This window comes from Exiguobacterium sp. s123 (genome assembly GCF_018617075.1).
In the GTDB taxonomy this organism is placed as follows: domain Bacteria; phylum Bacillota; class Bacilli; order Exiguobacteriales; family Exiguobacteriaceae; genus Exiguobacterium; species Exiguobacterium profundum.
Genome location: NZ_JACSJL010000002.1, coordinates 208,118 through 235,117, shown reverse-complemented (window position 1 = coordinate 235,117; position 27,000 = coordinate 208,118). Strand labels below are relative to the sequence as shown.

The following is a 27,000-nucleotide window of genomic DNA, read 5'->3' as shown; positions in this document are numbered from 1 at the left end:
TCGTTGGCGACAACTTGTTTTTGGGAAGATATTTATCGAAAGGTCGAAAACGGTGGGCGAATTGAAGGCATACTCGAACCCTCCCGTGCGGTCATCTTATTCGATACGAAAGCAGGTGATCGGTATGATTTGTTCATTCAGACTGAAAAAGCATGGGCGAATCACGTTGGGATGGATATACACGCGATTTTGAACGCATTTCGCTTATCTCGCATCGGGCGGAAACGATTGACCATTCATGTTTATGGTGAGCGTCTCGTGGATGAAGAGCGTGTAGACTCGTTGACGTTTCAAATCCCTGCGAAAGTGACATTGTCCCGTTCGATTTGCACACCGACTATGGAAGAAGACCGGTTCCGACTGCTAGCGGTCTCCCTCGACCGGAAAAAGAAAGCGGATCTGAAGAAACGTTTTTCCTTCGGAAAACCACAAGTGGTGTATGGGCTACTGTTCGTCACCTTTTTAGTTATGTGGTTAGCCGAATCGGTCGGTTCGACGCTTGATCCAAACACGTTGGTCGCATTCGGGGCCAAAGTGAACCCGTTGATTGAACAAGGGGAATGGTGGCGTTTGATTACACCGATGTTCCTGCATATCGGTTGGTTCCACTTTGCAATTAATATGTTTGCACTCTGGTCGCTCGGTCCGCTCGTCGAACGGATGTACGGCTCCATACGATTTTTAATCATCTACCTGCTCAGTGGAATATTAGCGACATCCGCATCGTTTGCATTCAGCGAATCGATATCAGCAGGCGCTTCAGGGGCGCTATTTGGATTGGTCGGTGCGCTCTTGTACTTTGGGTTGCGGGATCGTTCTCTCTTCATGAAGACGCTCGGACCTCCGCTCTTTATTATGTTAGGATTAAACGTAGGACTTGCGTTTGTATTAGGTGCAGGTCTTGACCATTTCGCGCATGCGGGAGGTCTGATTGGTGGTTTTGTCGTCTCGGGGGTCGTCGGGCTACCGGATGAGAAGAACCGTATACAACGAATCTTATTTTCCGTACTCACCATCTCGATGTTTGGACTATTCGTCGGGTACGGATTTTGGTAAGGGGAGAATTCAATGATTGAAACATTAAAAACACTCGTTAACATCCCGAGTCCTTCCGGGATGACGGAAGAGGCCATCCGCTTCGCGGAGCAAGAATTGAATGCACTGGGTGTCAAGACGTCACGTCTACATAAAGGGGCACTGCTGGCCACATTTTCAGGTCGTTCTGGCAAGGCGCGTCTGTTGACGGCACACGTGGACACACTCGGTGCGATGGTCAAAGACATCTTGCCGAGCGGGCGTCTTCGTTTGACTCAAGTGGGAGGATACGCATGGACGGCGATTGAGGGAGAGAACTGCCTCGTCCACCGTGAAGAAGGAGAGGCGATTGAAGGAACGATCTTGATCCATCAGTCAAGTGTTCACGTCTATAAGGACACGAACTCTGCCGAGCGATCTGCATCAAACATCGAAGTCCGATTGGATGAAAAAGTGCATTCTCGTGAAGATGTGACGGCGCTTGGGATTGAGATCGGGGACTTCGTTTCATTCGACCCTCGCTTTCAAGTGACCTCTTCAGGATACGTGAAATCACGCCACTTGGATGATAAGGCATCGGTCGCCATTCTATTGGACCTTGCGAAAGACTTAATCCGTTATGACTTACCGCATACCGTTCACTTCTTGATCTCGAATTATGAAGAGGTCGGATTTGGAGGGAACGCGGGTATTCCGGAAGACGTCGTGGAATACATTGCCGTTGATATGGGTGCGCTCGGGGATGGACAGCATTCCGATGAGTATACAGTCTCGATTTGTGCCAAGGATTCATCTGGACCGTATGATATCGGGTTACGACGGAAGTTCACGGCGTTATGTAAAGCTCATGAGATCGCGTATAAGGTAGATATTTATCCGTACTATGGGTCAGATGCGTCAGCGGCGATTCGAGCAGGGTATGATGTGCGACATGCCTTGATTGGGCCAGGAATCGAATCGAGCCATAGTTATGAGCGAACGCATCTGTCATCACTGGAAGCAACGCGAGAATTGTTAAATCGTTATGTACAATCGACGATGGAGGAAGAAGCATGAAAAACTTTTATGATGTCCAACAGTTTTTAAAATCGTTCGGTACCATTATTTACATCGGAGAACGGGATGCTGAAATCTCACTCATGATGATGGAACTCGACGAATTGTATGAAGGGGGCATCATCGAACAACGTGTGTACGATACGGCCAAAATCATTTTGACCCACGAATTAAAAAATTCAACAGATTGACAGAAATCCCCTTAGTGCAAAGGGTTGCACTAAGGGGATAATAGTGTACACTATTCAATGAAAGCGATTTAGTTGAGATGAGGAGTGAACGGTATGAAATGGTTATTAGGTATCGACATCGGTGGTACGACGGTGAAGATGGCCGTTTTAGACATGAACGGCATCATTTCGGATAAGTGGGAAGTCAAAACGGATATTCGAGAGAATGGTGTACATATTCCAAAAGACATCGCAGCTTCTTTTGAAACATACTTACAAACATCAGGTAAGAAGAAAGAAGATTTTGCGGGTGCAGGAATCGGGGCACCAGGATTCGTCGACTTCTCAGAAGGAGTTGTCGAATATTCTCCGAACATCGGGTGGAAAGATTTTGCACTCGTGAGTGAGTTCGAAAAAGCAGTCGGTCTTCCGGCCGTGCTCGAAAATGATGCGAACGCCGCGGCCCTTGGTGAGATGTGGAAAGGTGCCGGCGAAGGGGCGTCAGAATTATTGGCGATCACGCTCGGTACAGGTGTCGGTGGTGGCGTGATCACGAACGGGAATATCGTTCATGGGACGGCAGGAATGGCCGGAGAAATCGGGCATATTACCGTGGAACGAGACGAAACGAAGGCTGTGAAGTGTGGTTGTGGTCGCCTCGGGTGTATCGAGACGATTGCTTCAGCGACCGGCATCTCGCGTCTGGCGTTACAGAAGCGTAAGAATCAACATACTTCATTAAACGAGTTAAAAGAAGTGACTGCACGTGACGTGTTTGAAGCATATAAGGCTGGTGACTCGATCGCGACAGAAGTCATTGACGAGATGACGGAATACCTCGGCTTGACCATCTCAAACATCGCGAACACGCTCAATCCGAAAATGATTGTCATCGGTGGAGGCGTCTCAAAAGCTGGCGACGCATTATTGGAGCCGCTTGATGCACAGTTCAAACGGTTTGCGCTCGAGCGGGTATACGAGTCGACAACATTCAAAATCGCTGAACTCGAAAACGATGCCGGTGTGATTGGATGTGCTTGGCTGGCACGGAAACACTTCCTTCCGACACGAGTATGAAACGGACGCGTCTGCACATTGCAGGCGTGTTTTTTTGTGGGAAAGGGTATGGGATATTGTAAAATTTGTAACGTCACAGTTGATTTTTTATTAAAAAAGGGGTAAGATTTGGACTTGATACTGGACGTGTACTATTCAATCCGAATTGTACAATGAATGAACAAATATAAATAAAGAATGGCAACTAAAACATGCCGAAAACTGAAAAGAGGAGGAGACCGTCAGATGAATTCATCTCAACGCTTTTCGAAGCTATCGACGAGACTGAACGACACGGTCCGCGCTTCGTTTCAAGAATATCGTCTATTTTGGATTTTTACGTTATTGCTTTGGACGAAGACGTATATCGTCTATCAATTTTTCTTCAACATTCCGATTGAAAACACCGCACAAGCTTTTATCTTACTGATTAGCCCAATCAGTTCGACATTATTCTTGTTTGCCTTCCATTTCTTCTTTAAAGGTAATAAACAAAAATGGGTGCTCTACACGCTCTATGCGATTGCATCGTTTATCTTGTTTGCGGACGCCGTGTATTATCGGGAATTCACGGACTATTTGACAATGCCTGTCATCATGCAACCATCGAACATGGAAACGTTATCGACATCATTCACTTCGCTTCTTGAATGGAAAGATTTAATCATACTTGGTGACGTGTTTATCCTTCCGTTTATCTTATGGCGAATGAACATGAAAGAGAATGCAGCTTCACATCGACGTGCGCTCGTCACATTCGTCGTAGCGGTCTCTGTCTTCTTGTTCAACCTTTCGCTAGCAGAAACGGAACGACCTGAATTGTTGACTCGTTCATTTGACCGTGAGCTGTTGGTGAAAAACATCGGAACATTTAACTTCCATGTGTATGATGCCATGCTCCAAACGAAAACATCGGCTCAAAAAGCGATGGCGGATGAATCAGAACTCGCAACGATTGAACAATTCACCCGTCAAAACTATGCGGCGCCGAATCCGGATTTATTCGGAAAATATAAAGGGAAAAATGTCATCGTGGTTTCATTCGAATCTGCGCAGAATTTTACTCACAACATGAAGGCGCCGAATGGAGAGTACATCACGCCGAACTTGAACAAACTGATTGAAGAGTCTCACTACTGGCCGAACTACTACCATACAGTCGGTCAAGGGAAGACTTCTGATGCTGAGTTCGCACTCGATAACTCACTATATGGACTCCCGCGTGGTGCTGTATACTTTACGAACGCCGATAACGAATATCAAGCGCTCCCTGAGTTGGTCAAGGACGAAAATTATTACTCAGCCGTGTTCCATGCGAATAACAAATCGTTCTGGAACCGCGATCAAATGTACAAGAACATTGGCGTCGATCAATTCTTTGATGAAAAGAGTTATGACCTCGGGAATCCTGAAGACATGACAGAATGGGGTCTCTTAGACGATAGTTTCTTCGAACAATCTATTCCAATGCTTCAAGAATTGCCTGAACCGTACTACGCGAAGTTCATCACATTGACGAACCACTTCCCGTACACGATGCCAAGTGAAGACTATGAGCTTGTACCAAAATTTGAAACGAGCTCAACTACGTTGAACAACTTCCCGCAAGCACTAGCTTATCAAGATTACGCACTCGGTCTCTTCATCGACCAGTTGAAAGAGAATGGAATGTGGGAAGATACAATCTTTGTCGTCTACGGTGACCATTACGGAATTTCGACGAACCACAACAGTGCGGTGGCCGAGCTACTCGGCAAAGATGAGTTGACACCATTCGACGTGGCGAAGTTGCAACAAGTTCCGTTTGCCATTCACTTACCTGACCAGAAAGAAGGGGAAGTGCATGAGACGATCGGTAGTCATGTCGACATGAAACCGACCATCTTGCACTTACTTGGAATCGACACGTCAGATACGATTGGATTCGGAAACGACTTATTCTCTGAAAATCGAAACAGCCGCGCGATTTTCCGCGACGGAACGGTCGTGACGGATGAATATGTTTGGACACAGTCGACATGTTATAACGCGACTTCTGGTGAAGTAGTCGAAGATACGTCGTTATGTGGTCCGATGACGGAAGAAGCGGAAAAAATCTTGCAAATGAACGATGATTTGATTTACTCCGACTTACTCCGTTTCAAAGAACAAACTGAAGAATAATGAGTACGGACCAAGTCACATAGTGATTTGGTCCGTTTTATGTAACAGAGGGAATGAACGTAAAAAAAGGCATAAAAAAAGCGACCGAAGTCGCTTGATGATTGCATATGCGAATCATTAACCTGGAATTCCACCGTAGATCAACGTGGCGACACCAAAGAATCCGAATACGAGTACAGTTAAACCTGCAAAAACGAGCGGAAAGAATTGGCGTTTTTGGAATGAACGAAGCATTCCCCAAATAGCCACAATCGCGACGATGACGGAAATCCATCCGAACGGTTCATACAAATGCATGACGAGTTCCCCCTTTAATTATACGTCATGAAATTCATAAAAATTTCACTGAAATATCATTATTATTTTATCCGATTATAGAGTCGCTGTCGAGCAAAGGTTGACATCGAAACAATTTTGCCACAATATTGTTTTGAATAAGAAGGGGATGAATGCTATGCAAATCAAAAAGATTACGTCTGGCTTGGCACAAGAGAACGGCTATGTGATTGAAAAAGGCGGCACTGTCGTCGTCATTGACCCCGGAACGGATGACCCGAGGTTCTTCGATACAATCGAACGTTTCGGTACACTTTCAGCAATCTTGTTGACTCATGCACATTTCGATCATATCGGAGGAATCGATGCGCTCCGTGAACGTTACCAGGTACCAGTCTATGTACACCGCTTAGAAGCGGATTGGCTGACAGATGGAGAAAAGAATGGCGCTTCTGCGTTCAACTTGCCGATACCATCGATGAAACCGGCAGAAAAAACATACGAAGGTGATGTATTAGAAATTGGGAACATCGTATTTCGAATCTATCACACGCCGGGTCATTCCCCAGGGAGTGTCGTATTGTATATGGATGATGAAAGAATCGCCTTTTGTGGTGACTTGATCTTTAAGCAATCCGTCGGACGGACAGACCTGTTCGGTGGAGACCAGTCGACATTAATGGGGTCCATCGATCGGATGAAGCAGCTCCTTTCCGATGAGACGACGTTATACTCGGGGCACGGTCCTATTACGACGCTAGAAGAAGAAAAGCGGACAAATCCGTTCTTCACATAAAAAAAGATTGTCTCCGGCGAGACAATCTTTTTTTACATTTGGAAGTTGCTCCAATACGTAAAGACAACGAAGAAAATTGTCAAATACGCGCCGAAGACATATACATACGTTTTTTCAGTTAGTTTTAAGTAACCAAGAGCGACGAAGAAAATCGTTTGTGCTAAGAAGACAAGTCCCATAACGATAAAGTCGCCAGTATGTTCACTACTACTTTGGTCGCCGCCTAGTGCGCCTACGAAAGCAAGTGCCGCTACTAGTCCAGTCCAAAAGCCTAGGACACGAAACATTCTTGCCATGTTAATCCCCCCATACGTGCATTATTCCATTCTCATTCACTATTTTACCAACACATTCGAAAAAATGCTATGGAAACGTGATAATTGAGCAAAATAATCGTGAAAAATATGTGAAATCATTTCGGTAAATAAAGTTGTACAAAATTTATAAAAAAGTTGCACAAAACATGTACAAACGGGGTATAGAGATGTATAATCAACTTATACAAAATGAGCGAAGTGAAAGTTGAATGAGGGAGGAACATAAAAATGGCATCAGAACTAATGTTTTACACGTATCCAAGCTGTACTTCTTGTCGGAAGACGAAAGCGTTTTTACAAGAACAAGAACTTCAAGTGAGTGAGCGTCACATTTTTAGAGATGCACCAACAGTTGACGAATTGTTGCAGCTCCTTGCAATCAGTGAGGAAGGAGTCGACTCTCTCCTTGCGACACGAAGCCAGGCCTTCAAACAACTTGATGTTGACGTGGAGGATTTGAAATTAAGCGAGCTTCTTAAGCTGATGAGCGAAAACCCAAAACTTTTGAAGCGTCCAATCTTAACTGATGGAAAAGAAGTGATTGTCGGATATGACAAGGTTTCAATCGAAACATATGCACGTCGCCACAACACTGCAGCGGTTCAAGTTTCATAAAACAAGTCCACTTTCAACATAGTGGGCTTTTTTTTATGCTTGTATCGAGGTGAACGAGATGAAGGAACTCATTGAGGATTTAGTAGATGCAGCACGTCAAATCGGTGCGAGTGATCTTCATTTTATACCCGATGCAAACCAAGTAAAGGTTCAAGTCCGTTCTGCTAGTAAGCTTACTGCGCTTCAATCGATGGATGCAGAGCTTTATGATCGCCTTACATATCATATGCGATATTGGTGTTCACTACCTGAATCTAATCAACGCATTCCACAATCCGGGGTCTATGAATTGAATCAAGATGTCATCCGGGTGACCTTTCTCCCGTCGTTCGCCCAGACGTTAATGTCTTGGCGCATTCCGCACGACACGTTTGAACTCCAGCACCTGTTACAATCACACGATGTGGAACGATTTCAGAAAGTCGTGGCATCACATCATGGTCTTTTCTTTATAGGGGGTTCTACCGGAGCAGGCAAGACGACGGTACTGTATGCCCTGTTGAATCAGCTGAAGCATGAGCGGATTGTGACGATTGAAAATCCTCCAGAACAAATGGTCGGTGGTGTCATTCAGCTGGAAGTGAATGCTAAGGCTGGACTCAGCCATCGACACTTGTTGAAAGAGACGCTTCGTGCCGACCCGGATATCATCGTGATTGGCGAGGTGCGGACCGATGAAGAATTGATGGTCGCATACGATGCAGCGCTCAGTGGGCATTTGACGATTACAACCTTTCATACCGCATCGATTCAGGATGGGGAAAAGCGGCTGATGCAACTTCTTGGTAAGGCGACCGTGGAAAGACATTGGTGTGTACTGACTCGAAATCAGGAGGTGACTTGCGAATGGTCGACGTTCCGGTAATCCCATCGATCCGACTGATTCATCGTTTTCTTCGTCTACAATCACGAGGTGTGTCATTGAAAGTGACCATGGAGACGCTTGAACTTCATGAGAAGGGAAAAATGAAAGACTGTATTCGAGAGATGAGGATTCGTCTAGAAGCGGGTGTGAGTTTGTCTGAAGTATTTTCCATCTTGATCACGAATCGGCAGATGCAAGAGATTTTACATACGGCGGACCGCAACGGACGATTTATGGATGGATTGTCGCAAGTGGCGATGGTACTCGAGATGCGACAACGGTTAAAGCAGGAGCTGCGGAGGCTAATTCGCTATCCGTTAATTATCTTCTTCATCCTACTTGCATTAGGAATGATTTATGCCTTATACATTTTCCCGAAATTAATGGGGATGGTAGATGTCTCGTCGCATGGCGGTGTGGGGTCGATTCTATTGTCGAATTGGTTCTTTCCTGTACTGTTTTCTATATTCGTGGCAATCGCGATTCTCATATATGGATTCCATCGTCGAGGAGTAGAGCTCCCTTTTTACGCATGGAGACGTGGGAAAACACTCTATATGACCTATGTGTTTGTAAGTGAGTTGTCCTTGCTCCAACATACTGAAACGAATATCAGGCAGATTATCAGTCGGCTAGCCGAGGAGGAGGGAGAAATGGCAGAAATGGCCAAGCGAATTCATTATCGCATGTCTGAAGGTGAAGGGATTGAAGCGGCGACGAGGTGTGAACCGTTTATCGATCATGAGGTCGTGAGTCTATTAGGTGTGGGATCGATGAGTGGAGAACTTGGCAAATTGATGTCTCTTCATCGCGAGCTTGTATTCGAAGAGATGGAGCAACATAGTCGGGGTTTGATTGAGAAAATTGAACCGTCTTTATACGGCATCCTCAGTGTCATGATCGGTGTTCTTTTTTACACACTCTATTTACCGGTCAAACTCATTATGGCTCAATTGTGAAAGGAGAAAGATGAAATGAAGGAAGAGCGTGGGTTCACATTAGTTGAGATGGCGGCAGTATTACTCATTATATCCGTTCTTCTCTTGTTACTTGTCCCTTCTTTGTCGGACGGGAAATCTCGTGCTGACCAAGTGAGTTGCGAAGGTAGTGTTCGAATCGTTGAATCTGAAATCAATTTGCATTACGCGGAACATAAAGCCTATCCTGAAACGTTAGAAGTGATTAAGCGTGCGTCGGCTGCAGATCCACTCGTTTATAGCTGTCAATCCTCGACCTATACGTATTCACCGACTGATGGCTCCTTAAAAAAACAATGAAAGGCTACACCTTGGTCGAAATGACATGGGTACTTGTCGTATTGTCGTTCTTAGTATTGATGAGTGCACCGATTACGAGACCGTTCGAACGAATGGAGCTCTACAATTTTACGGATTCATTGGTAGCGAATATTCAAGAAGCTGGGCAATTTCCCTATATTTCAGAAGAGGGAGATTGTGTGCCGCGATTGATTTGGATTTCCAAACAACAAACTTATCTGATTGTGTGTGGGAGAGAGATCGTCAGGGAGGTTGATGTTCCTGATGGGGTGGACGTATATCTTCCGACGTACAACACGTTGACCTTTTCACAAGCGACCGCCTCTTATGCGGGACAATGGAAATTCGTCAGTGGAAAGACATCGGTGACGCTCAAATTTCGAATCGGGACGTATGAGCCGGAGGTGATTATTCGTGAAAGTGGATGAATCGGGTTTCTCGTTATGGGAGCTGACTGTCAGTCTTGCGGTCATCATGGGATGGATTTTCATACTGGCATCCTTTGTCGTGCAAGGGAATGAACGAATCCAACGGTTGAGTGACACGCTCTTCATCTATGAACGATTACAAGGAGAGGTTCTGCTTGAAGCCACTGAACCAACAGGGCGTGAGCAAGTGTGTGAGAAAGGATTTTGTTTACCGACATTATGAAAAGGGCTTTACGATGATTGAAATGACGGTCGTTTTGCTGATCCTTCCCATATTTCTTTTCCTTTTGGTTGAATTGCTCACGCTCGGTCAACATCTTTATGAACAGCCTAAATGGAATCATCATACGACGCCTCAACTGATTGTGCGCCGTCTGATGGATAGCGAGAACTGTCGTGTTGACGAAGGGCGGTTACGAGGTGATTTCGTCAAATCGGATGAGGAGCGGTGGTCATGGACAATCAAACAAGTAAATGGCAATTTGGTCATGGTCGGAGATGGAGGAGGAAACTTACTCTTTTTAAGAGGAATCGAGCAGTATCATGTCGAAACGGTCGGAAAGGGTTTTCGAATCGCATGGACCGATTCATCGTTCAGAAGAGAGCGGCACGTCATGTGCATGAAACAGGATTCTTTCTCGTCATCACCTTGACCATCGTTGTTTGGTTACTCGGGGCCGCGTTATTTTGGTATACTGATGTGGAACGAACGACGAGGCGACTGTCAGAGGAAATCTTAGCGATTCGCTTCGAATCGCATCTGTTATTGGCGAAGGAGCGTTGCGGTGATCGACCGTTAACGCTGCATAAACCAACGGGAACTCTGACGTGTCGTCCGATTGCACCGAATCGTACTGAAGTGAATATCGTGCTAACATCTGGTGAACGGTATAAAGAGGTGATTGTTTATGAATGAAAACCCGTTTTATATCGTGGGGTTTATGGGTACAGGTAAATCTACCTTATTCTCGTTTCTGAAAGAATATGGGGAGGTCATCGATCTTGATTTAGTCATTGAGTCCATGACTGGGATGGAGATCGCTACATATTTTGACCGCTATGGTGAGTCTGCGTTTCGTGATGTTGAGTCAAAAGTACTGCAACAAGTCACTGCTGACTATATCCTGACCGGTGGCGGAGTGGTGGAACGCTCTGAAAATATATGTTGGATGCGTGAACGTGGTACGATGATCCATTTAAATCTTCCGTTCGACATGTGTTGGGAACGAATCAAAGATTCTGCGCGGCCACTTGTTAAAAGAGGACGGGAGGATGTTCATGCGTTGTTTCAACGACGTGATCAATTATATCGAAAAGCGAGTGTATCCATCGATGCATCTCAATCGCCTGAAGACATCGCCAAGCAAATCATCCGTATAAAGGGGGAAAAAGAATGATTTGGATTAATTTTGCCATCATCGTATTTTCATTAATCGGACTTGGGATATATGGTTATCTCTTGTTCAAAAACAAAATGAAACCAGAATTTGGTCGTTTGAATCGTCTGACGGAACGTTTTAAAATTCGGGCGGATGTGATTGGTCAACAGGTCAATGAAATCAAAGGGCACGTGGATGCGGTCAATCGATCCGTTACTCAATTAAAAGAGTTTGGGGTCAATGCGAAGAATGAATCGATTGAATTAAAGCAAGCCGCCGTCGAGCTAACTCATGAAATCAAACGGACAGCGGGAATTGAACGTTCTGACGTTTCCACCGAGTCGAAAATATGAAATAATGAGGATGAAAACGTTTTCGTTTTTCATCCTTTTTCTTTTTCGCTTTTTTACCTATGCAGAAGGAATAAAAATTGTTAAAGTGGAATGGAAAACGAAAGATTTCAAAAACAAAAGCATTTTATGTTCGGGATTGGGGGATATTATGGAAAAGGTTACTTTGAAACGTACGCCTTTGTTCGATTTGATTGAACCGAAGGCGAAGATGGTTGATTTTGCGGGATTTGAAATGCCGATTATGTTCTCTTCGATTAAAGAAGAGCATTTGGCTGTACGTCAAAACGTGGGGATGTTTGATGTATCTCACATGGGAGAAATTCGAATCGAAGGGCCGGATGCGCTTGAGCAAGTTCAAAACTTGGTGACGAATGATATCTCGAAGATTAAAGTTGGTCAAGCCCAGTATAACCTTCTCTGTCTTGAAGACGGCGGTGTGGTGGACGATTTGCTTGTCTATCGATTGGATGAGGACGCTTATTGGCTCGTCGTCAATGCTTCAAATATTGAAAAGGACGAAGCCCACATTCGTCGATACGTCAAGGGTGACGTGGTTGTGACAAATGAATCTGATGAATATGGTCAGATTGCGATTCAAGGACCGAATGCACAATCCGTACTTCAAACTATCACAAATGTGGTACTCGACGAAATCGGGTTCTTCAAATTCATGAATGGGGACGTTGCGGGTGTGCCATCGATCATCTCTAGAAGTGGGTATACTGGGGAAGATGGGTTCGAGATTTATGCTCGAGCAGAAGCGATTTCTGCCATTTGGGAAGCGCTTGAAACCGAGGGTGTTACCCCATGTGGGCTGGGCGCACGCGATACATTACGTTTCGAAGCGTGCTTGCCGCTTTACGGTCATGAGTTAGATGAGTCGGTCACGCCATTCGAAGCGAATCTCAATTTTGCCGTCAAGCTAGATACTGACTTTGTTGGTAAGGAAGCACTCGTCACTCAAAAAGAGAATATTCCGAATCGATTGATCGGATTGAAATTGCTCGGTCGTGGGATTGCCCGCCAAGGGGCGCAAGTTGAATTGGATGGGAATGTAATCGGCGTTGTCACGACCGGTACGATGCCTCCGACTGTAAATGAATCAATCGCATGGGCACGAGTCGATGCACGTTACAAAGATGAAGATCGTTTTGTCATCGACATCCGTGGCAAAAAGATTGAAGCCGAACGCGTACCGACACCTTTCTATAAACGAACGAAATGAAACAGGGGGATTCAGAATGAACAGAATGGAATTTCGTTATTTACCGATGACCGAACAAGATGAACGAGACATGTTAGAGACAATCGGCGTCGATTCAATCGAAGCGCTTCTTTCAGATATTCCAGAAACACTTCGCGAACAAGCATCATTGGCGGCGATTGGGGCTCCGCTTCCGGAAGTCGATCTCGTTCGTCATATGACGAAGTTGGCTGATAAAAACAAACATACGAAATCATACCCGAGCTTCCTTGGAGCAGGGATGTACGATCATCTTTCACCAAGTGTGATGAACCATATGCTTTTGCGTTCTGAATTCTATACGGCGTATACGCCATATCAACCTGAGATTTCACAAGGTGAACTTCAGGCGATGTTCGAATTCCAAACAATGATTTGTGAATTGACAGGGATGGACGTCGCGAACTCTTCGATGTACGACGGAATCACGGCTCTCGCTGAGGCGACTTACCTAGCGAGCGCGCAGACGAAGAAAAAACGTGTCGTCGTCTCTGGTGCAGTGCATCCTGAAGCGAAGGACGTAATCCGTACGTATGCTGACGGACCGGGGCTATCCGTTGACTACACAGATGTGGTGAACGGGGTGACGGACGTGTCAGACCTTGATTTGACGGATGCGTCGTGTCTTGTCGTACAATATCCAAACTTCTACGGTCGTATTGAAGACTTAGAAACATTGGCAGAATTGGCTCATGAAGCGGGTGCGCTCTTCGTCGTTTCGAGCAACCCGCTCGCCCTCGGAATTCTTGAGTCACCAGGAGCACTCGGTGCGGACATCACGGTCGGAGATGCACAGCCATTCGGTATTCCGCAAAGTTTTGGTGGACCGTCATGTGGATACTTCGCGGTCAAAAAATCATTGATGCGTAAACTACCGGGACGACTTGTTGGTCAAACGGTCGATGAGGACGGCAAACGCGGATTCGTGTTGACGCTCCAGGCGCGTGAACAGCACATTCGTCGTGATAAAGCGACATCCAATATCTGTTCGAACCAAGCGCTTAACGCATTGGCTGCTTCGATCACGATGTCCGCTTTAGGAAAATACGGAATTCGTGATATGGCCGTTCGGAATATTCAAACTGCTCATTATATGAAAGAAGCGTTAAAAGCTGCAGGATTCAACATCGTGGACGAAGGACCGATGTTCAATGAGTTCGTGGTAGATTTTGGACGTGACGCAGAAGAAGTATCGCGCCATCTGCTCGAGCATGGCATGATTGGTGGTCTACCGCTTGGTACGTATGAAGGGGAGCGTCAGACACAGATGTTGGTTTGCGCGACGGAATTGCGCACGAAAGAAGAGATTGATCAGTTTGTCGAAGTGGTTGGGGGGATGAAATAATGCAACACGAGCAAACGCTAATTTTTGAAGTATCACGTGAAGGACGGACTGGATATAATTTGCCGACACCGACTGTCCCAGAGGTTGACCTTGAGACGTTGTTACCGGCTACGATGATTCGAAAAGAGGCGGCGGAACTTCCGGAAGTATCTGAACTCGATGTGGTTCGCCATTACACGTCTCTATCTACACGAAACCATGGGGTCGATTCAGGCTTCTATCCGCTCGGTTCGTGTACGATGAAATATAATCCGAAAGTGAACGAAGATATGGCTCGTCTTCCTGGCTTTGCACATATTCACCCACTGCAACCGGTTGAGACGATTCAAGGTGCGCTCGAACTCATGGTGGACTTACAGGAGCAACTCGCTGAAATTACAGGAATGGACGAAGTCACACTCCAACCAGCGGCAGGGGCGCATGGGGAATGGACGGGACTCATGTTGATCAAAGCGTTCCATGAACGTAATGGGGATAAGGCTCGTACGAAAGTACTCGTTCCAGACTCGGCGCACGGAACAAACCCGGCGTCCGCAGTCGTTGCTGGATTCGAGACGGTAACCGTCAAGTCAGATGAGCGCGGTCTCGTCGATTTGGATGATTTGAAGGCAAAAGTTGGAGCGGATACAGCTGCGCTCATGCTGACAAACCCGAATACGCTTGGACTATTCGAAGCGGATATTCTTGAAATCTCAAAAGTCGTTCATGAAGCTGGCGGGAAGCTTTATTATGATGGCGCGAACTCAAACGCGATTCTCGGAATCGCACGTCCGGGGGACATGGGCTTTGACGTCGTTCACTTGAACCTGCATAAGACGTTCACCGGTCCTCACGGCGGTGGAGGTCCAGGCTCAGGTCCAGTCGGAGTAAAACGTGACTTAATCCCATTCCTACCGACTCCAATCGTGACGAAAACAGATGATGGATATGGTCTCGATTACGACCGACCACATTCAATCGGGCGAATCAAACCATTCTATGGAAACTTCGGGATCAACGTCCGAGCTTACAGCTATATCAAGACGATGGGCGCAGAAGGATTGACGCGGGTATCACGTGAAGCGGTCCTCAACGCAAACTATATGTTCGCGCGACTAAAAGATGCGTTCGACGTGCCATATGATACGTATTGCAAACATGAGTTTGTCTTGTCAGGCAAACGTCAAAAAGCCCTTGGTGTTCGTACTCTCGACATCGCTAAACGTCTTCTTGACTTCGGTTACCACCCACCGACAATCTATTTCCCGTTAAATGTCGAGGAATGTATCATGGTGGAACCAACAGAGACAGAATCAAAAGAAACACTTGATGCGTTCTGTGATGCGATGCTCCAGATTGCCAAAGAGGCGGAAGAGAATCCGGAGATCGTTCAGACGGCTCCTCATACGACGGTCGTCAAACGGATGGACGAGACACTCGCTGCCCGTAAACCGGTCTTAAAATATGAGCGTCGTGAGGCGTCATCTGTAAAATAAAAAATGGGCGAGTCGATGATTGAATCGACCCGCCCGTTTTTTAAGCTTTTTTAATCTTACCCTTCCAGTTCTTGAAACCGCCTTCGAGCATGTAGATGTTGTTGTATCCGTTCTTCATCAAGAGTTTAGCCGCCTGGTTTGAACGTGAACTACCTTGGCAGTAAATCAAAATCGGCTGATCTTTGCGCAGTTCTTTCATGCGTAGTTTCATTTGGCCGACCGGGATATTCCGAGCACCAACGATATGTCCACCTTTGTATTCGTTCGGTTCGCGCACGTCAATCAGCTGACCTTTACGGAGTGAGGCGCGGAATTCTTCTTGTTTCATTTTTTTCAACCCGCGAGCTGGCATGAAACGCCATACGATGTAGGCGATCAAGGCAACCCATAGGAGGATGACGAGGATTGTTTCGAGTCCCATAGATGTTCTTCCCTTCTCTTTCAAAGTTACCATATCTCATTATAATGAATTTAAGGTCATGAGACAACGATTGACTCAATCAATCGGGGCTTTCCCTTTCGATTTCATTCTAGTTAGGATAAAATAAAGAATGGAAACCGGAACATAAGGGGAGGTCGTGCCCATGCCGACACCGAGTATGGAAGATTATTTAGAACGTATTTATTTGTTGATGTCAGAGAAAGGCTATGCGCGTGTATCTGACATTGCGGAACATTTAGGGGTCCATCCCTCCTCTGTCACCAAAATGGTTCAAAAGTTGGACCGTGAAGAATATCTGGTGTATGAAAAGTATCGTGGTCTCATGCTTACAAAAAAAGGTCAAAAAGTAGGGAAGCGATTGGTCGAGCGTCATGCGATGCTCGAGTCTTTTTTACGTCTAATCGGAGTGGATGAGGCAGATGTGTACGAGGATGTCGAGGGAATCGAACACCATCTCAGCTCGAACACACTTGACTGTATGACACAGTTCGTGGAATTTTTTGAAGATAAGCCTGAGCTCATGGATCAATTCAGAGAATTTCGGGATCAAGAGCGAGCTTCAGAGGAATAATATGTGAAAAGCGACATTCGAACTCGATTGTCGCTTTTTATTTGGTTTACCATCGCTAAAATACGAACGAATCATTCATATTTATCATAGAATGTATATTTTTTAGTTATTATTATGTTAAGATGAATCGTGGATTGAATAGATAGGGGGTGACGGCGAACATTCGCCGGATAAATGGAGATTCAAATCAAAGGAAAACTGTTTGATGAACAGCAGATTCAAACACGTGTGAAAGAGTTGGCTGAAGAAATTGAGAACGATGCAGAGGGAACACCAATCGTGATCGTCGCCGTGTTAAAGGGTTCGATGGTCTTTGCGGCAGACTTGATGCGATACATGAAAGGCAGCGTTCAGCTCGATACGGTCGCGACGTCTTCTTACGGGAAAAAGACGGTCTCGAGTGGGAGTGTGCAGCTTCGGAAGGACTTGGATTTAGATGTGGAAGGAAAGTATGTCGTCATTATCGAGGACATCATCGACACGGGACAGACGTTGAAATTCTTGTGTAAACATATGGAGCTTCATCAACCGAAACAGTTGAAAATTTGTACGCTTCTCGACAAGCCGATGCGTCGACTCGTTCAATTGGACGCAGACTATGTCGGGTTCGAAATTCCTGATGAGTTTGTCATCGGATATGGAATCGATTATGCGGAGCAATATCGGAATCTTCCATATATCGGATATGTAGAGACGACATAAAAAGGAGCGCCGCGGCGCTCCTTTTACATGTTTGCTTTCTTTTTCTTCTTGCCTTTTTTTCCTTCAATCACTGTTAAGTGTGGAGGATTGCTACGATGTACGGTTGAACGTTTAGATAACTTGGTGACGTTCGAACCAGGTTTCTTCGCTTTCCGGTTTTTAGCGGAAGCGGAAGGTTTGACTTGAGGACCACGACTTCCCTGCATTCGTTTTTTTGAGGCTTGCGCGGTTTTACGATAGCGTGCATCTTCTGCAGACATACGTGGTGCCATGAAGACGCGATAGATCACATAAAAGACTAACCCGAATATCCCGATGAACAACAATTGTCTAAACAGGCGACCCGGATCGGTGGCAAGCATATGCCCGACCCCGATGAAGCCAAGGATAAACACGATTGTTGCAGCGATCGAACCGACTCTTTGTCTGATCATGGTGCTTCCTCCTCTTATCCCTCTCTATGAATGACCGATTCTCCTAACTCTTTTCGTTCCCATGTCTCAAATGCTTCAATCGCGACTTGAATCTGCTCATCATTCGGCTCTCGTGTCGTCAATAATTGGAGCGACAGGCCCGGTTTGCCGAGGAATGACAGAAAGCGATGGTCGCGGAAACGATTGGTAAACTGAAGGACTTCAAATGAGATTCCGATGACGACCGGCAATAGCGCGATTCGGCTGACGAGTCGCAACCAGAGCGGGTCGATTGGCACAATCATATAAACGCCAATCCCGACGAAGACGGTGAATAAAATGAAACTCGAGCCACAGCGATAATGCAATCGCGAGCTTTGGCGTACTTGTTCAACCGTGACCGGACGCCCGGACTCATAGCAATTGATGACTTTATGCTCAGCGCCGTGATATTGGAAGACGCGCTTAATGAGTGGCGTCAATGATATCAAGTAGAGGTAGCTGAGTAACAATACTAATTTTATTCCCCCTTCAAGGAGGTTTTGAATCACATGTCCGGAAAATAAAGGCACGTCTTGAAACATAGCCGCGAGCAGTGCAGGCGTCACATTGAAAATCAATTTACCAAACACGTATGAGATGACACCGACGATTGCGATGATGGCAATCATCCATATGCTCTGTTTTTGGTCTTCGCTCGTGTTCGTATCTTCACTCGGGTCGACATCATATCGATCGCTCGCAAAGTTCATATGTGCAGAACCGTTCTTTAACGATTCGTAAAGCGCGACAATCCCTCTCAAGAACGGTACTTTTTTTAACGATTGGACCCAAGGGACAAGAATGCGCGCTTGCTCGAATGTTTCAATCGAGCCATCTTTTCGCCGGATGGCAGATGCGCTTTCAGAGCGGCCTTGAAACATGACGCCTTCCACAAGCGCCTGTCCCCCGACTGGGATGGTTGGTTTAGAATTCATTCACTTTCCTCGATTCTTCAAATGTTGTACTTGAATTATACCGTGATTTGTAAAAAAAACGAAAGGGCAGAAGGCTCGATTCACGTTCTTTCGATAAATTTGTTACAATAGATAAGACTTGACGAACGAGGGGGAAGAAGGTTGCGGATTTTAGTTTTAAATGGACCGAATTTAAATCTACTGGGTCGTCGTGAACCGGATGTATATGGCGATGTGTCGTTGAAAGGATTAGCGGCAGAACTGATGCTGCGCGCTCCAGAAGACGTTGAACTCACCTTTAAACAATCGAATCATGAGGGAGATTTAATTGATGCGCTGCATGACGCTTTTGATTATGAGGGTGTCATTTTGAATGCGGGTGCCTATACGCATACATCGATTGCGATCCGGGATGCCATATCCGCTATCTCTGCCCCGGTCGTTGAAGTACATATCTCGAACGTGCATGCACGCGAGACCTTTCGGCATGAGTCAAAACTTGCTGCCGTCTGTATCGGTGTCATTACCGGTTTTGGACTCACGAGCTATACGTTAGCGATGCATGCACTAATCGAACATTGGAGGAATCGACATGATTGAACGCGTAAACAAACTGCAAGCAAAGTTAGAAAAAAACGAAATTGATGCGTTGCTCGTCACAAAACGTGAGAATATCCGCTACTTATCTGGTTTCACAGGATCGAGCGGTGTCATCGTCATCACGTTGAATTCGGCAAGTTTTATCACGGACTTCCGTTACACGGAACAGGCGAACGATCAAGTGAAAGGGTATGACATCATCGAGCTTGATACGTCACTCATCAAGTCGGTAGCAGATGTCGTGTCACGTGAATCCATCAAGCGCCTTGGCATTGAGCAGGATGCGATGACAGTGGGGCAATATCGTGCTTATGAAAAAGAAGTGGACGCTCAACTTATTGAAACGTCTGGAATCGTAGAAAAACTGCGCTTGATTAAGGATGAATCAGAGATTAAGATTATGAAGGAAGCTGCGGCAATCGCTGATGCGGCGTACGCCCATATCCAGACGTTCATCCGTCCTGGTCGTACCGAAAGAGAAGTCGCGAACGAACTCGAAATGTTCATGCGTTCAAAAGGTGCCGACTCGTCATCGTTCGACATGATTGTCGCCTCGGGTCTCCGTTCGGCGCTACCGCACGGTGTGGCAAGCGATAAAGTCATCGAAACTGGAGAATTGGTTACGCTTGATTTCGGGGCTTACTATAAAGGGTACTGCTCAGATATCACGCGTACGCTTGCAATCGGTCCGATTTCGGATGAGTTGCGTCAAATCTACGATACGGTACTCCGTGCTCAACTTGCTGGCGTAGAAGGCACACGAGCCGGAATCACTGGCATTGAGGCGGATGCGTTGACACGCGATATCATTAAAGAAGCTGGATATGGCGAATACTTCGGCCACTCGACAGGACATGGTCTCGGAATGGAAGTGCATGAGGCCCCAGGATTATCGTTCCGTTCGGACACGGTGCTTGAGCCTGGTATGGTCGTGACGATCGAGCCGGGTATTTACATCAATGGCGTCGGTGGTTGCCGAATTGAAGACGATGTCGTCATCACAGAAGACGGATGCTACCGTCTGACACAGTCGCCAAAAGAGTTAATTACGATCGAGGCATAAGCTTCATCTGAATTTAGGAGGAAATCAACATGGTATCAGTTAACGATTTAAAAACAGGATTGACGGTTAAAACGTCTGACGGTTCGATTTGGCAAGTCATCGAGTTCCAACACGTAAAACCGGGTAAAGGCGCGGCATTCGTTCGTACGAAAATGCGTAACTTGCGTAACGGGGCAATCCAAGAAACGACGTTCCGTGGCGGAGAGAAAATCGAACGCGCACACATCGAGCGTAAACGCATGCAATATCTCTATCCAATGGGCGACACGTATGTCTTCATGGACAATGAATCATACGAGCAACTTGAATTGACAAGCGCTCAAGTCAAATCAGCACTTCCATATTTGCTTGAGAACATGGAAGTCAGCATCGCGGACTACGAAGGGGAGATTCTTGGAATCGAGCTTCCAACGAGCGTTGTCTTGACGATCGTCGAAGCAGACCCGGGCGTAAAAGGTGACACGGCCTCGAACGTGAAGAAAAACGCGACAGTGGAAACAGGACACGTCATTCAAGTGCCACTTTTCATCGAACCAGGTGAAAAAGTGACAGTCGATACACGTACTGGAGAGTTCATGGGTCGTTATAACGGTTAATCCTTACGAGTGCTCATTCGAATGAATGGGTGCTCTTTTTTTCTCGTTGCATTCATTGGTCTGACCAGTTATAGTGAAGGAGAGATTAGTACCAGGTATAAACAGGGGGTAAGAAAGATGCAAATCGATCAAATTAAAGAGCTTATTCAATTATTGGACCAATCATCAGTCCATGAAATGGAGCTTGAAACATCTGATTTCAAACTGTCATTAAAGAAAGAAGCGCAACAAACAGTGAGCGCGCCGATCATGCAGACACAAGCATTCGCACCGCCTGCGCCTGCTCCTCAAGTAAATGAACAAACAGAAGAACCGACGCAAGAAAAGGCGTCTTATCGTACTATCACCTCGCCGATGGTTGGAACGTTCTATTCACGTCCGGCACCGGATAAAGAAGCGTTCGTGAACGTCGGCGATCGTGTCGAGTCAGGACAAATCGTTTGTATTCTAGAGGCGATGAAACTGTTTAACGATGTCGAAGCGGAAATCAGTGGCGAAATCGTAGAGGTGTTAGTCGCCGATGGCGATCTCGTCGAATTCGGTCAACCGCTCTTCAGCGTGAAGTGAGGTCGTTATGAAATTATTAATTGCTAACCGCGGGGAAATCGCGGTTCGAATCATACGTGCAGCAAAAGAATTGAATATTCCGACGGTCGCTGTCTTCTCTGAGGCAGATCGTGAAGCGTTACATGTTCATCTGGCTGACGAGGCTTATTGCATCGGTCCGAATCCATCGAAGGACTCCTATTTAAATATCCCTAATATCTTATCAGTCGCCTGCGCCGTGGATGCGACGATGGTACATCCCGGTTACGGCTTTTTGGCTGAAAATGCCGAGTTCGCCGAGATGTGCGAGGCGTGCGGGATTCAATTTGTCGGCCCGAGCAGCTATGCGATTCGCAAAATGGGAATCAAGGATGAAGCCAAACGAACGATGATCGAGTCAGGTGTTCCTGTCGTTCCGGGTTCAAGTGGGGTCGTCACCGACGAAGAAGCCATGGAACTCGCACGTGAGATGGGTTATCCGGTCATCATCAAGGCGACAGCCGGCGGTGGAGGACGTGGCATTCGCGTCGCTCGAGACGAGCACGAACTCGTTTCAGGATTGGTCGCGACACGTAAAGAAGCGAAGCAGGCGTTTGGGAATGGTGACGTGTATCTTGAGAAGTTCATCGAGTCGTTCCGTCATGTCGAAGTGCAGGTTCTCGCTGATCAATTCGGCAATGTCATTCACTTAGGTGAACGTGATTGTACGATCCAACGTCGCATGCAAAAACTAGTCGAAGAGGCGCCATCACCTGCGATTGATGAAACGACACGTCAATTGATGGGGGATGCGGCCGTCAAAGCGGCAAAAGCCATTCAGTACTCGGGAGCGGGGACCATCGAGTTCATTTACGTTCCAGAATCAAACGAGTTTTATTTCATGGAGATGAATACCCGGATCCAAGTCGAGCATCCCGTCACCGAGATGATCACAGGATTCGATCTCGTTCAAGCGCAGCTTGAAGTGGCGCTCGGACATCCGCTTGCCATCTCACAAGAGGACATTACGTTCTCAGGACATTCCATCGAGTGTCGAATCAACGCGGAAGACCCATTTATGGACTTCCGTCCGATGGCAGGGAAGATTGACCAATATATTGTTCCAGGCGGTATGGGTGTCCGTGTCGATAGTGGACTCTATGCAGGAGCGATGATTCCGCCGTTCTATGACTCGATGGTTGCGAAATTGATTGTCCATGCGCCAACGCGTGATGAGGCCATTCTGAAAATGTTGCGTGCTTTGGATGAGTTTACGGTTTCGGGGATTAAAACGACGATTCCATTCCATCAACAAGTCATGGCACATGAGCAGTTCCGCATCGGGACGTTCGATACGAAATTCGTTGAAAAAGAAATGTCATTGGCAAAATAACATGAACCAGGAAGCCCGAACATTATTTCGGTTTCCTGGTTTTTTGTACTGAATTTATGAGTGCTTTATGCTAAACTATCACAATGAAAGCATGTAAAAGGAGAGTAACTGAATGAAACGTCATGAAGCACGAGAGAAAGCGATTCAAACGCTTTTTCAAATCGAAGTATCTAAATTAGAGGTGGACGAAGCAATCGAGTTCGCATTAGATGGAGAAGAGTCTGATCCGTTTTACGAACAACTCGTCACAGGGACGCTAGAACATATTGAAGATATCGACGCATTACTAGTTGAAAACTTGAAAAACTGGCGCTTGGATCGCCTAGGAAACGTCGAGCGTACGATTCTTCGAATGGCAACGTTCGAATTGTTATACGTCGAGACGATTCCAGAGAACGTCACTATTAACGAGGCGGTCGAACTCGCGAAATCGTTCGCGGACGAAGAAGCCGGCAAACTCGTGAATGGCGTACTCGGAAATATCATTAAAGAAGACTAAAAAATAGAGATAAGACACCAGACCAACTACAGAAAAACCTAAAGACAACGGGGGATGAGAGAGATGGCAGTAGTGATCGACGGGAAACAAGTGGCAGCATCATATCGAGAAACGTTAAAAGAGCGTGTGGCGGAACTTCGCGCACGTGGCATCGTACCGAAATTAAAAGTAGTGTTGATTGGGGATGACCCAGCGAGTCATAGCTATGTACGCGGGAAGGAACGGGCGGCAGAAGAAATCGGAATCGATTCACAAGTCCTCCGTTTTGATGAGACGATTAGCGAGAAGGAATTGCTCGACTTGATTGATTTGATGAATGCGGATGAGGAAGTTCATGGGATTCTCGTGCAACTTCCTTTGCCGAAACACATCGACGAATCACGAGTCATCATGCGTATCTCCCCTGAAAAGGACGTCGATGGCTTTCATCCTGAGAATGTCGGGAAGATGATGCTCGGTCTCGATACGTTACTTCCGTGCACGCCGCACGGTATCTTACATCTCGCAAAAACACAAACCGAGATTGCCGGAAAGCACGTTGTCGTCGTCGGTCGTAGTCAAATCGTCGGTAAACCGGTAGGCATGTTGTTCTTGAATGAATCAGCAACGGTCACGTATTGTCATTCGAAAACAGCTGACCTCGGTGAGATGACGCGACAAGCAGATATTTTGATTGTCGCGGTCGGTCGTGCTGGTTTAGTCACAGCAGACATGGTCAAACCGGGTTCGCTTGTCATCGATGTCGGAGTCAATCGGGTCGAAGGTCGTCTAGTCGGTGACGTGGACTATGAAGCTGTTAAGGAAAAGGCGAGTGCCATCACCCCAGTTCCGGGTGGTGTCGGTCCGATGACCATCACGATGCTCATGCATAATACGGTCGAGGTTGCATCACGTGGCTAATCCACTCCCGGTTTCTGAAGTTGTTCGATATGTGAAGCGACAACTTGATGATGATGTCTTGCTTCGACAAGTCGCGGTCATCGGTGAAATCTCAAATTTCAAACGGTATTCATCCGGTCATTGTTATTTCACGTTGAAAGATGACGCGTCTCGGATGAAAGCCGTCATGTTTTCTCGAGATGCCAAACAACTTCAATTCGAACCGAAAGATGGAATGAAAGTCATCGCCGTATCAAAGGTGACGATGTATGAAGCGACGGGAGATGTACAACTGTACGTCGAATTGATGCGACAAGACGGAATCGGTCTATTGTTTGAGCGATATGAGGCGAGAAAGCGTGAACTAGAGGAGATGGGCTGGTTCGACGAGGAGCGGAAGCACCCGCTCCCGATGTTTCCAGAGCGCGTTGGGATCGTGACGTCTCCAAAAGGAGCGGCGCTACACGATATCGCGACCACACTTCGTCGTCGTGCGCCACATGTGGCGATCACGTTCGCACCTGTAGCTGTACAGGGAGAAATGGCGGCTCCACAAGTCGCGTCGGCCATTCGCTGGATGAACGAACGCACCGATTGTGATGTACTCATCGTCGGTCGCGGTGGCGGTTCCATCGAGGAGCTTTGGGCATTTAATGAAGATGTTGTGGTGGAGGCAATCTATGCGTCCACGATTCCCATCATTTCTGCTGTCGGTCACGAGACAGACTTTACGCTTTCTGATTTCGTCGCCGATGTTCGAGCTGCGACTCCGACAGCGGCGGCTGAACTCGCTACCGCGATGATTGATGCGCAGCGAAAAGATGTAGAACGTTTGGATAACCATCTGCACAAAGCCGTCAGAGAGCAATTGGATGATTCGCGAACCCGTGTGGAACGGATGATCAATAGCTATGGATTAAAATCGCCGAGGTACACGATTTCTCAAAAACGGGAACGATTCGCCCAGTCAGAAATCCGTCTCGAGCAAGGGATGAGGCGACATCTCACCCAAGCCACTCATCAGCTCCGTCAGTTGTCACAGCAGCTAGATGTAAAGCGATTTTCAAAAACGTTGTCCAAGCAAGGGGAAGAAGTCAATCATATGGTCGAGCGACTCCGTCGAACGAGACCATTAGAACAAGCAACGCTACAATTTGCACAACAGGTTGGACGGTTGCATGCAGTCAGTCCGCTCGCCGTCTTGTCACGTGGATATACGTTCATTGAACAAGATGGGGCCTATGTGCAGAACGTGAAACAATTACGTGACGGTGATATCTCGATTCGTTTTCGGGATGGTCATGCGATCGCTGAGGTGAAGGAGAGGATTGTCGGTGACGAAGAAAGAACAGACATTTGAGGCGGCGCTCGAGCGCCTCGAACAGATCGTCGCGCAACTCGAGAGCGGTGATGTCCCGTTAGAGGAAGCGATGACCCTATATGAGGAAGGTGTCCGCTTGTCTGCGTTGTGCCAGACAAAACTCTCTGCCGCCGAGAAAAAAATGGATGAAATTTTAGAACTTGATGGGACGCTTCGTGAAAAAGGAGGATCCGCATGAACCGTACCGATGACTTGAACAAGTGGAAACGGACCGTCGAACTGGCGATGCAGGAACTCATTGAGTCGAGTGAGATGCCGAAACGATTACGAGACGCAATGACGTATTCTTTAGAGGCTGGCGGGAAACGCATTCGTCCTGCTCTCGTCTATGCCGTCCTTGAAACGTATAGCATGTCACTCGAGCGAGGACGTGAGGTGGCGGCGAGTTTAGAGATGGTTCATACATACTCACTCATCCATGATGATTTGCCGGCCATGGATGATGACGATCTTCGTCGTGGACGACCGACCAATCATCGTCAGTTTGATGAAGCGACCGCTATTTTGGCTGGGGACGCCTTATTGACGGACGCATTCCGTATTCTCACACAGATGCCACTCCCTACGCTAGATGTCGTCGAGATTATTCGTATTTTTGGATTGGCGGCCGGTAGCTCAGGTATGGTCGGTGGGCAGTTGGATGATATGCTGGCTGAAAAGCGGAACGACGTCACACTTGAAGAGCTCCAATCCATTCATGAACGGAAGACAGGTGCGCTACTCGTCTATGCACTTGAAGCCGGTGCGATTTTGGCAGGGGCATCGGTGGAAGATCGGATGCACCTCAAACAGTTCGGACGTCATCTTGGCATCGCTTTTCAGATTCAAGACGATATCCTCGATGTCGTCGGAGATGAACAAGCAATCGGAAAACGCGTCGGCTCAGATGAATTGAATGACAAGACGACTTATCCGAAGCTTCTCGGCTTAGAGGGAGCGAAGCAAGCTCTTGAGCAAGAAGTGGGAGCGGCACACGCTGCAATTGAATCACTTTCAGTTCCAGCGCCGTTACTTCTTGAGATGCTATCATTTGTAGTGAAACGAAATCATTGACCTCGGTGACACGATGAGCACATCGTGTCACCTTTGTTTTGGGGAATGTGTGGCATATGCCGTCACATTCTTGTAAAA

36 protein-coding genes are annotated in these 27,000 nt (G+C 46.7%); 31 read left to right on the top strand and 5 right to left on the bottom strand.

What is annotated here, in order from left to right:
* Positions 1-3 precede the first annotated feature (3 nt).
* The 5 genes from KNO72_RS05110 to KNO72_RS05090 all read left to right on the top strand — a co-directional run bounded on the left by KNO72_RS05110 (position 4) and on the right by KNO72_RS05090 (position 5,480).
* Positions 4-1,056 carry a rhomboid family intramembrane serine protease gene (locus tag KNO72_RS05110; RefSeq protein ID WP_078147124.1) on the top strand — a complete coding sequence of 351 codons (1,053 nt, stop codon included), beginning with the start codon at positions 4-6 and terminating at the stop codon, positions 1,054-1,056.
* A gap of 12 nt (positions 1,057-1,068) precedes the next feature.
* Positions 1,069-2,091: a M42 family metallopeptidase gene (locus tag KNO72_RS05105; RefSeq protein WP_214757429.1), complete on the top strand. Its 1,023-nt coding sequence runs from the start codon at positions 1,069-1,071 to the stop codon at positions 2,089-2,091.
* A complete protein-coding gene (locus KNO72_RS05100; RefSeq protein ID WP_012726602.1) occupies positions 2,088-2,282 on the top strand; it encodes a YqgQ family protein in 195 nt (64 codons plus the stop codon). Before KNO72_RS05105 ends, KNO72_RS05100 begins: the two co-directional genes overlap by 4 nt.
* 93 nt (positions 2,283-2,375) lie before the next feature.
* Entirely contained in the window at positions 2,376-3,338 is a 963-nt protein-coding gene (locus KNO72_RS05095) for an ROK family glucokinase (RefSeq protein WP_214730511.1), read from the top strand.
* A 225-nt stretch (positions 3,339-3,563) separates the two neighbouring features.
* The gene (locus tag KNO72_RS05090) at positions 3,564-5,480 is read left to right on the top strand and encodes an LTA synthase family protein (protein WP_214757427.1); all 1,917 of its coding nucleotides are present in this window, start codon (positions 3,564-3,566) and stop codon (positions 5,478-5,480) included.
* A gap of 117 nt (positions 5,481-5,597) precedes the next feature.
* Here KNO72_RS05090 and KNO72_RS05085 read toward each other — a convergent pair whose 3' ends face one another.
* A complete protein-coding gene (locus KNO72_RS05085) occupies positions 5,598-5,777 on the bottom strand; it encodes a DUF2759 domain-containing protein (RefSeq protein ID WP_012726599.1) in 180 nt (59 codons plus the stop codon).
* A gap of 157 nt (positions 5,778-5,934) precedes the next feature.
* Here KNO72_RS05085 and KNO72_RS05080 point away from each other — a divergent pair, with 157 nt between their 5' ends.
* Entirely contained in the window at positions 5,935-6,552 is a 618-nt protein-coding gene (locus KNO72_RS05080) for an MBL fold metallo-hydrolase (protein ID WP_214686947.1), read from the top strand.
* A 32-nt stretch (positions 6,553-6,584) separates the two neighbouring features.
* On the opposite strand, the gene KNO72_RS05075 is transcribed toward KNO72_RS05080, so the two are convergent.
* On the bottom strand, positions 6,585-6,848 hold the full coding sequence (locus KNO72_RS05075; RefSeq protein WP_012726597.1) for a DUF2626 domain-containing protein: 264 nt from the start codon (positions 6,846-6,848) through the stop codon (positions 6,585-6,587).
* Positions 6,849-7,097: 249 nt separating this feature from the next.
* On the opposite strand from KNO72_RS05075, the gene KNO72_RS05070 reads away from it, so the two are divergent.
* The 13 genes from KNO72_RS05070 to gcvPB all read left to right on the top strand — a co-directional run bounded on the left by KNO72_RS05070 (position 7,098) and on the right by gcvPB (position 15,849).
* The gene (locus tag KNO72_RS05070; protein ID WP_012726596.1) at positions 7,098-7,484 is read left to right on the top strand and encodes a Spx/MgsR family RNA polymerase-binding regulatory protein; all 387 of its coding nucleotides are present in this window, start codon (positions 7,098-7,100) and stop codon (positions 7,482-7,484) included.
* Positions 7,485-7,542: 58 nt separating this feature from the next.
* Positions 7,543-8,349, top strand: coding sequence for an ATPase, T2SS/T4P/T4SS family (locus tag KNO72_RS05065; RefSeq protein ID WP_214684030.1), 807 nt, complete (start codon positions 7,543-7,545; stop codon positions 8,347-8,349).
* Positions 8,331-9,308 (top strand): type II secretion system F family protein, encoded by a 978-nt coding sequence (locus KNO72_RS05060; protein WP_214686945.1) that lies wholly within the window; start codon positions 8,331-8,333, stop codon positions 9,306-9,308. The genes KNO72_RS05065 and KNO72_RS05060 overlap by 19 nt, the downstream gene beginning before the upstream one ends.
* A gap of 15 nt (positions 9,309-9,323) precedes the next feature.
* Positions 9,324-9,626 (top strand): prepilin-type N-terminal cleavage/methylation domain-containing protein, encoded by a 303-nt coding sequence (locus tag KNO72_RS05055; RefSeq protein WP_031423311.1) that lies wholly within the window; start codon positions 9,324-9,326, stop codon positions 9,624-9,626.
* 20 nt (positions 9,627-9,646) lie between these two features.
* Positions 9,647-10,054 carry a prepilin-type cleavage/methylation domain-containing protein gene (locus KNO72_RS05050; RefSeq protein ID WP_235439563.1) on the top strand — a complete coding sequence of 136 codons (408 nt, stop codon included), beginning with the start codon at positions 9,647-9,649 and terminating at the stop codon, positions 10,052-10,054.
* Positions 10,041-10,277, top strand: coding sequence for a hypothetical protein (locus KNO72_RS05045; RefSeq protein ID WP_047795193.1), 237 nt, complete (start codon positions 10,041-10,043; stop codon positions 10,275-10,277). The genes KNO72_RS05050 and KNO72_RS05045 overlap by 14 nt, the downstream gene beginning before the upstream one ends.
* The gene (locus KNO72_RS05040) at positions 10,183-10,707 is read left to right on the top strand and encodes a prepilin-type N-terminal cleavage/methylation domain-containing protein (protein WP_078147117.1); all 525 of its coding nucleotides are present in this window, start codon (positions 10,183-10,185) and stop codon (positions 10,705-10,707) included. The genes KNO72_RS05045 and KNO72_RS05040 overlap by 95 nt, the downstream gene beginning before the upstream one ends.
* Positions 10,671-10,970: a hypothetical protein gene (locus KNO72_RS05035; protein WP_214757425.1), complete on the top strand. Its 300-nt coding sequence runs from the start codon at positions 10,671-10,673 to the stop codon at positions 10,968-10,970. The genes KNO72_RS05040 and KNO72_RS05035 overlap by 37 nt, the downstream gene beginning before the upstream one ends.
* A complete protein-coding gene (locus KNO72_RS05030; protein WP_214686943.1) occupies positions 10,963-11,451 on the top strand; it encodes a shikimate kinase in 489 nt (162 codons plus the stop codon). Before KNO72_RS05035 ends, KNO72_RS05030 begins: the two co-directional genes overlap by 8 nt.
* Complete coding sequence (locus KNO72_RS05025) at positions 11,448-11,786, top strand: hypothetical protein (RefSeq protein ID WP_078147115.1); 339 nt, start codon at positions 11,448-11,450, stop codon at positions 11,784-11,786. The genes KNO72_RS05030 and KNO72_RS05025 overlap by 4 nt, the downstream gene beginning before the upstream one ends.
* Before the next feature lie 148 nt (positions 11,787-11,934).
* Entirely contained in the window at positions 11,935-13,011 is a 1,077-nt protein-coding gene (gene gcvT, locus KNO72_RS05020) for a glycine cleavage system aminomethyltransferase GcvT (RefSeq protein WP_078147937.1), read from the top strand.
* 25 nt (positions 13,012-13,036) lie between these two features.
* On the top strand, positions 13,037-14,374 hold the full coding sequence (gene gcvPA / locus KNO72_RS05015) for an aminomethyl-transferring glycine dehydrogenase subunit GcvPA (RefSeq protein WP_047795659.1): 1,338 nt from the start codon (positions 13,037-13,039) through the stop codon (positions 14,372-14,374).
* Positions 14,374-15,849 (top strand): aminomethyl-transferring glycine dehydrogenase subunit GcvPB, encoded by a 1,476-nt coding sequence (gene gcvPB, locus KNO72_RS05010; RefSeq protein ID WP_214757423.1) that lies wholly within the window; start codon positions 14,374-14,376, stop codon positions 15,847-15,849. Before gcvPA ends, gcvPB begins: the two co-directional genes overlap by 1 nt.
* A gap of 40 nt (positions 15,850-15,889) precedes the next feature.
* Here the strand turns inward: gcvPB and KNO72_RS05005 are convergent, their stop codons facing one another.
* Positions 15,890-16,270, bottom strand: a complete 381-nt coding sequence (locus KNO72_RS05005) for a rhodanese-like domain-containing protein (protein WP_012726584.1) — start codon at positions 16,268-16,270, stop codon at positions 15,890-15,892.
* Between the two features lie 163 nt (positions 16,271-16,433).
* Here KNO72_RS05005 and mntR point away from each other — a divergent pair, with 163 nt between their 5' ends.
* Both mntR and hpt read left to right on the top strand, forming a co-directional pair.
* Positions 16,434-16,862, top strand: coding sequence for a transcriptional regulator MntR (gene mntR / locus KNO72_RS05000; RefSeq protein ID WP_078147113.1), 429 nt, complete (start codon positions 16,434-16,436; stop codon positions 16,860-16,862).
* Between the two features lie 174 nt (positions 16,863-17,036).
* Complete coding sequence (hpt, locus tag KNO72_RS04995; protein ID WP_078147112.1) at positions 17,037-17,564, top strand: hypoxanthine phosphoribosyltransferase; 528 nt, start codon at positions 17,037-17,039, stop codon at positions 17,562-17,564.
* A gap of 23 nt (positions 17,565-17,587) precedes the next feature.
* Here the strand turns inward: hpt and KNO72_RS04990 are convergent, their stop codons facing one another.
* Both KNO72_RS04990 and KNO72_RS04985 read right to left on the bottom strand, forming a co-directional pair.
* Positions 17,588-17,998 (bottom strand): SA1362 family protein, encoded by a 411-nt coding sequence (locus tag KNO72_RS04990; protein ID WP_012726581.1) that lies wholly within the window; start codon positions 17,996-17,998, stop codon positions 17,588-17,590.
* A 14-nt stretch (positions 17,999-18,012) separates the two neighbouring features.
* Entirely contained in the window at positions 18,013-18,954 is a 942-nt protein-coding gene (locus KNO72_RS04985) for a DUF1385 domain-containing protein (protein ID WP_214686939.1), read from the bottom strand.
* A 141-nt stretch (positions 18,955-19,095) separates the two neighbouring features.
* On the opposite strand from KNO72_RS04985, the gene aroQ reads away from it, so the two are divergent.
* From aroQ to KNO72_RS04935, 10 genes are all read left to right on the top strand, one after another.
* Complete coding sequence (aroQ, locus tag KNO72_RS04980; protein ID WP_214757421.1) at positions 19,096-19,533, top strand: type II 3-dehydroquinate dehydratase; 438 nt, start codon at positions 19,096-19,098, stop codon at positions 19,531-19,533.
* Complete coding sequence (locus KNO72_RS04975) at positions 19,529-20,596, top strand: M24 family metallopeptidase (protein WP_214687712.1); 1,068 nt, start codon at positions 19,529-19,531, stop codon at positions 20,594-20,596. Before aroQ ends, KNO72_RS04975 begins: the two co-directional genes overlap by 5 nt.
* 29 nt (positions 20,597-20,625) lie before the next feature.
* Positions 20,626-21,192, top strand: a complete 567-nt coding sequence (gene efp, locus KNO72_RS04970; protein WP_012726577.1) for an elongation factor P — start codon at positions 20,626-20,628, stop codon at positions 21,190-21,192.
* Positions 21,193-21,309: 117 nt separating this feature from the next.
* Positions 21,310-21,759 (top strand): acetyl-CoA carboxylase biotin carboxyl carrier protein, encoded by a 450-nt coding sequence (gene accB, locus KNO72_RS04965; RefSeq protein WP_012726576.1) that lies wholly within the window; start codon positions 21,310-21,312, stop codon positions 21,757-21,759.
* A gap of 7 nt (positions 21,760-21,766) precedes the next feature.
* Positions 21,767-23,110, top strand: coding sequence for an acetyl-CoA carboxylase biotin carboxylase subunit (gene accC, locus KNO72_RS04960; protein WP_078147110.1), 1,344 nt, complete (start codon positions 21,767-21,769; stop codon positions 23,108-23,110).
* Between the two features lie 112 nt (positions 23,111-23,222).
* Positions 23,223-23,609: a transcription antitermination factor NusB gene (nusB, locus tag KNO72_RS04955; RefSeq protein WP_078147109.1), complete on the top strand. Its 387-nt coding sequence runs from the start codon at positions 23,223-23,225 to the stop codon at positions 23,607-23,609.
* Positions 23,610-23,672: 63 nt separating this feature from the next.
* Entirely contained in the window at positions 23,673-24,509 is an 837-nt protein-coding gene (gene folD / locus KNO72_RS04950) for a bifunctional methylenetetrahydrofolate dehydrogenase/methenyltetrahydrofolate cyclohydrolase FolD (protein WP_214757419.1), read from the top strand.
* Positions 24,502-25,848 carry an exodeoxyribonuclease VII large subunit gene (gene xseA, locus KNO72_RS04945; RefSeq protein ID WP_078147107.1) on the top strand — a complete coding sequence of 449 codons (1,347 nt, stop codon included), beginning with the start codon at positions 24,502-24,504 and terminating at the stop codon, positions 25,846-25,848. The genes folD and xseA overlap by 8 nt, the downstream gene beginning before the upstream one ends.
* Entirely contained in the window at positions 25,823-26,047 is a 225-nt protein-coding gene (gene xseB / locus KNO72_RS04940; RefSeq protein WP_012726571.1) for an exodeoxyribonuclease VII small subunit, read from the top strand. The genes xseA and xseB overlap by 26 nt, the downstream gene beginning before the upstream one ends.
* The gene (locus KNO72_RS04935) at positions 26,044-26,922 is read left to right on the top strand and encodes a polyprenyl synthetase family protein (RefSeq protein ID WP_214730527.1); all 879 of its coding nucleotides are present in this window, start codon (positions 26,044-26,046) and stop codon (positions 26,920-26,922) included. The genes xseB and KNO72_RS04935 overlap by 4 nt, the downstream gene beginning before the upstream one ends.
* Positions 26,923-27,000 lie beyond the last annotated feature (78 nt).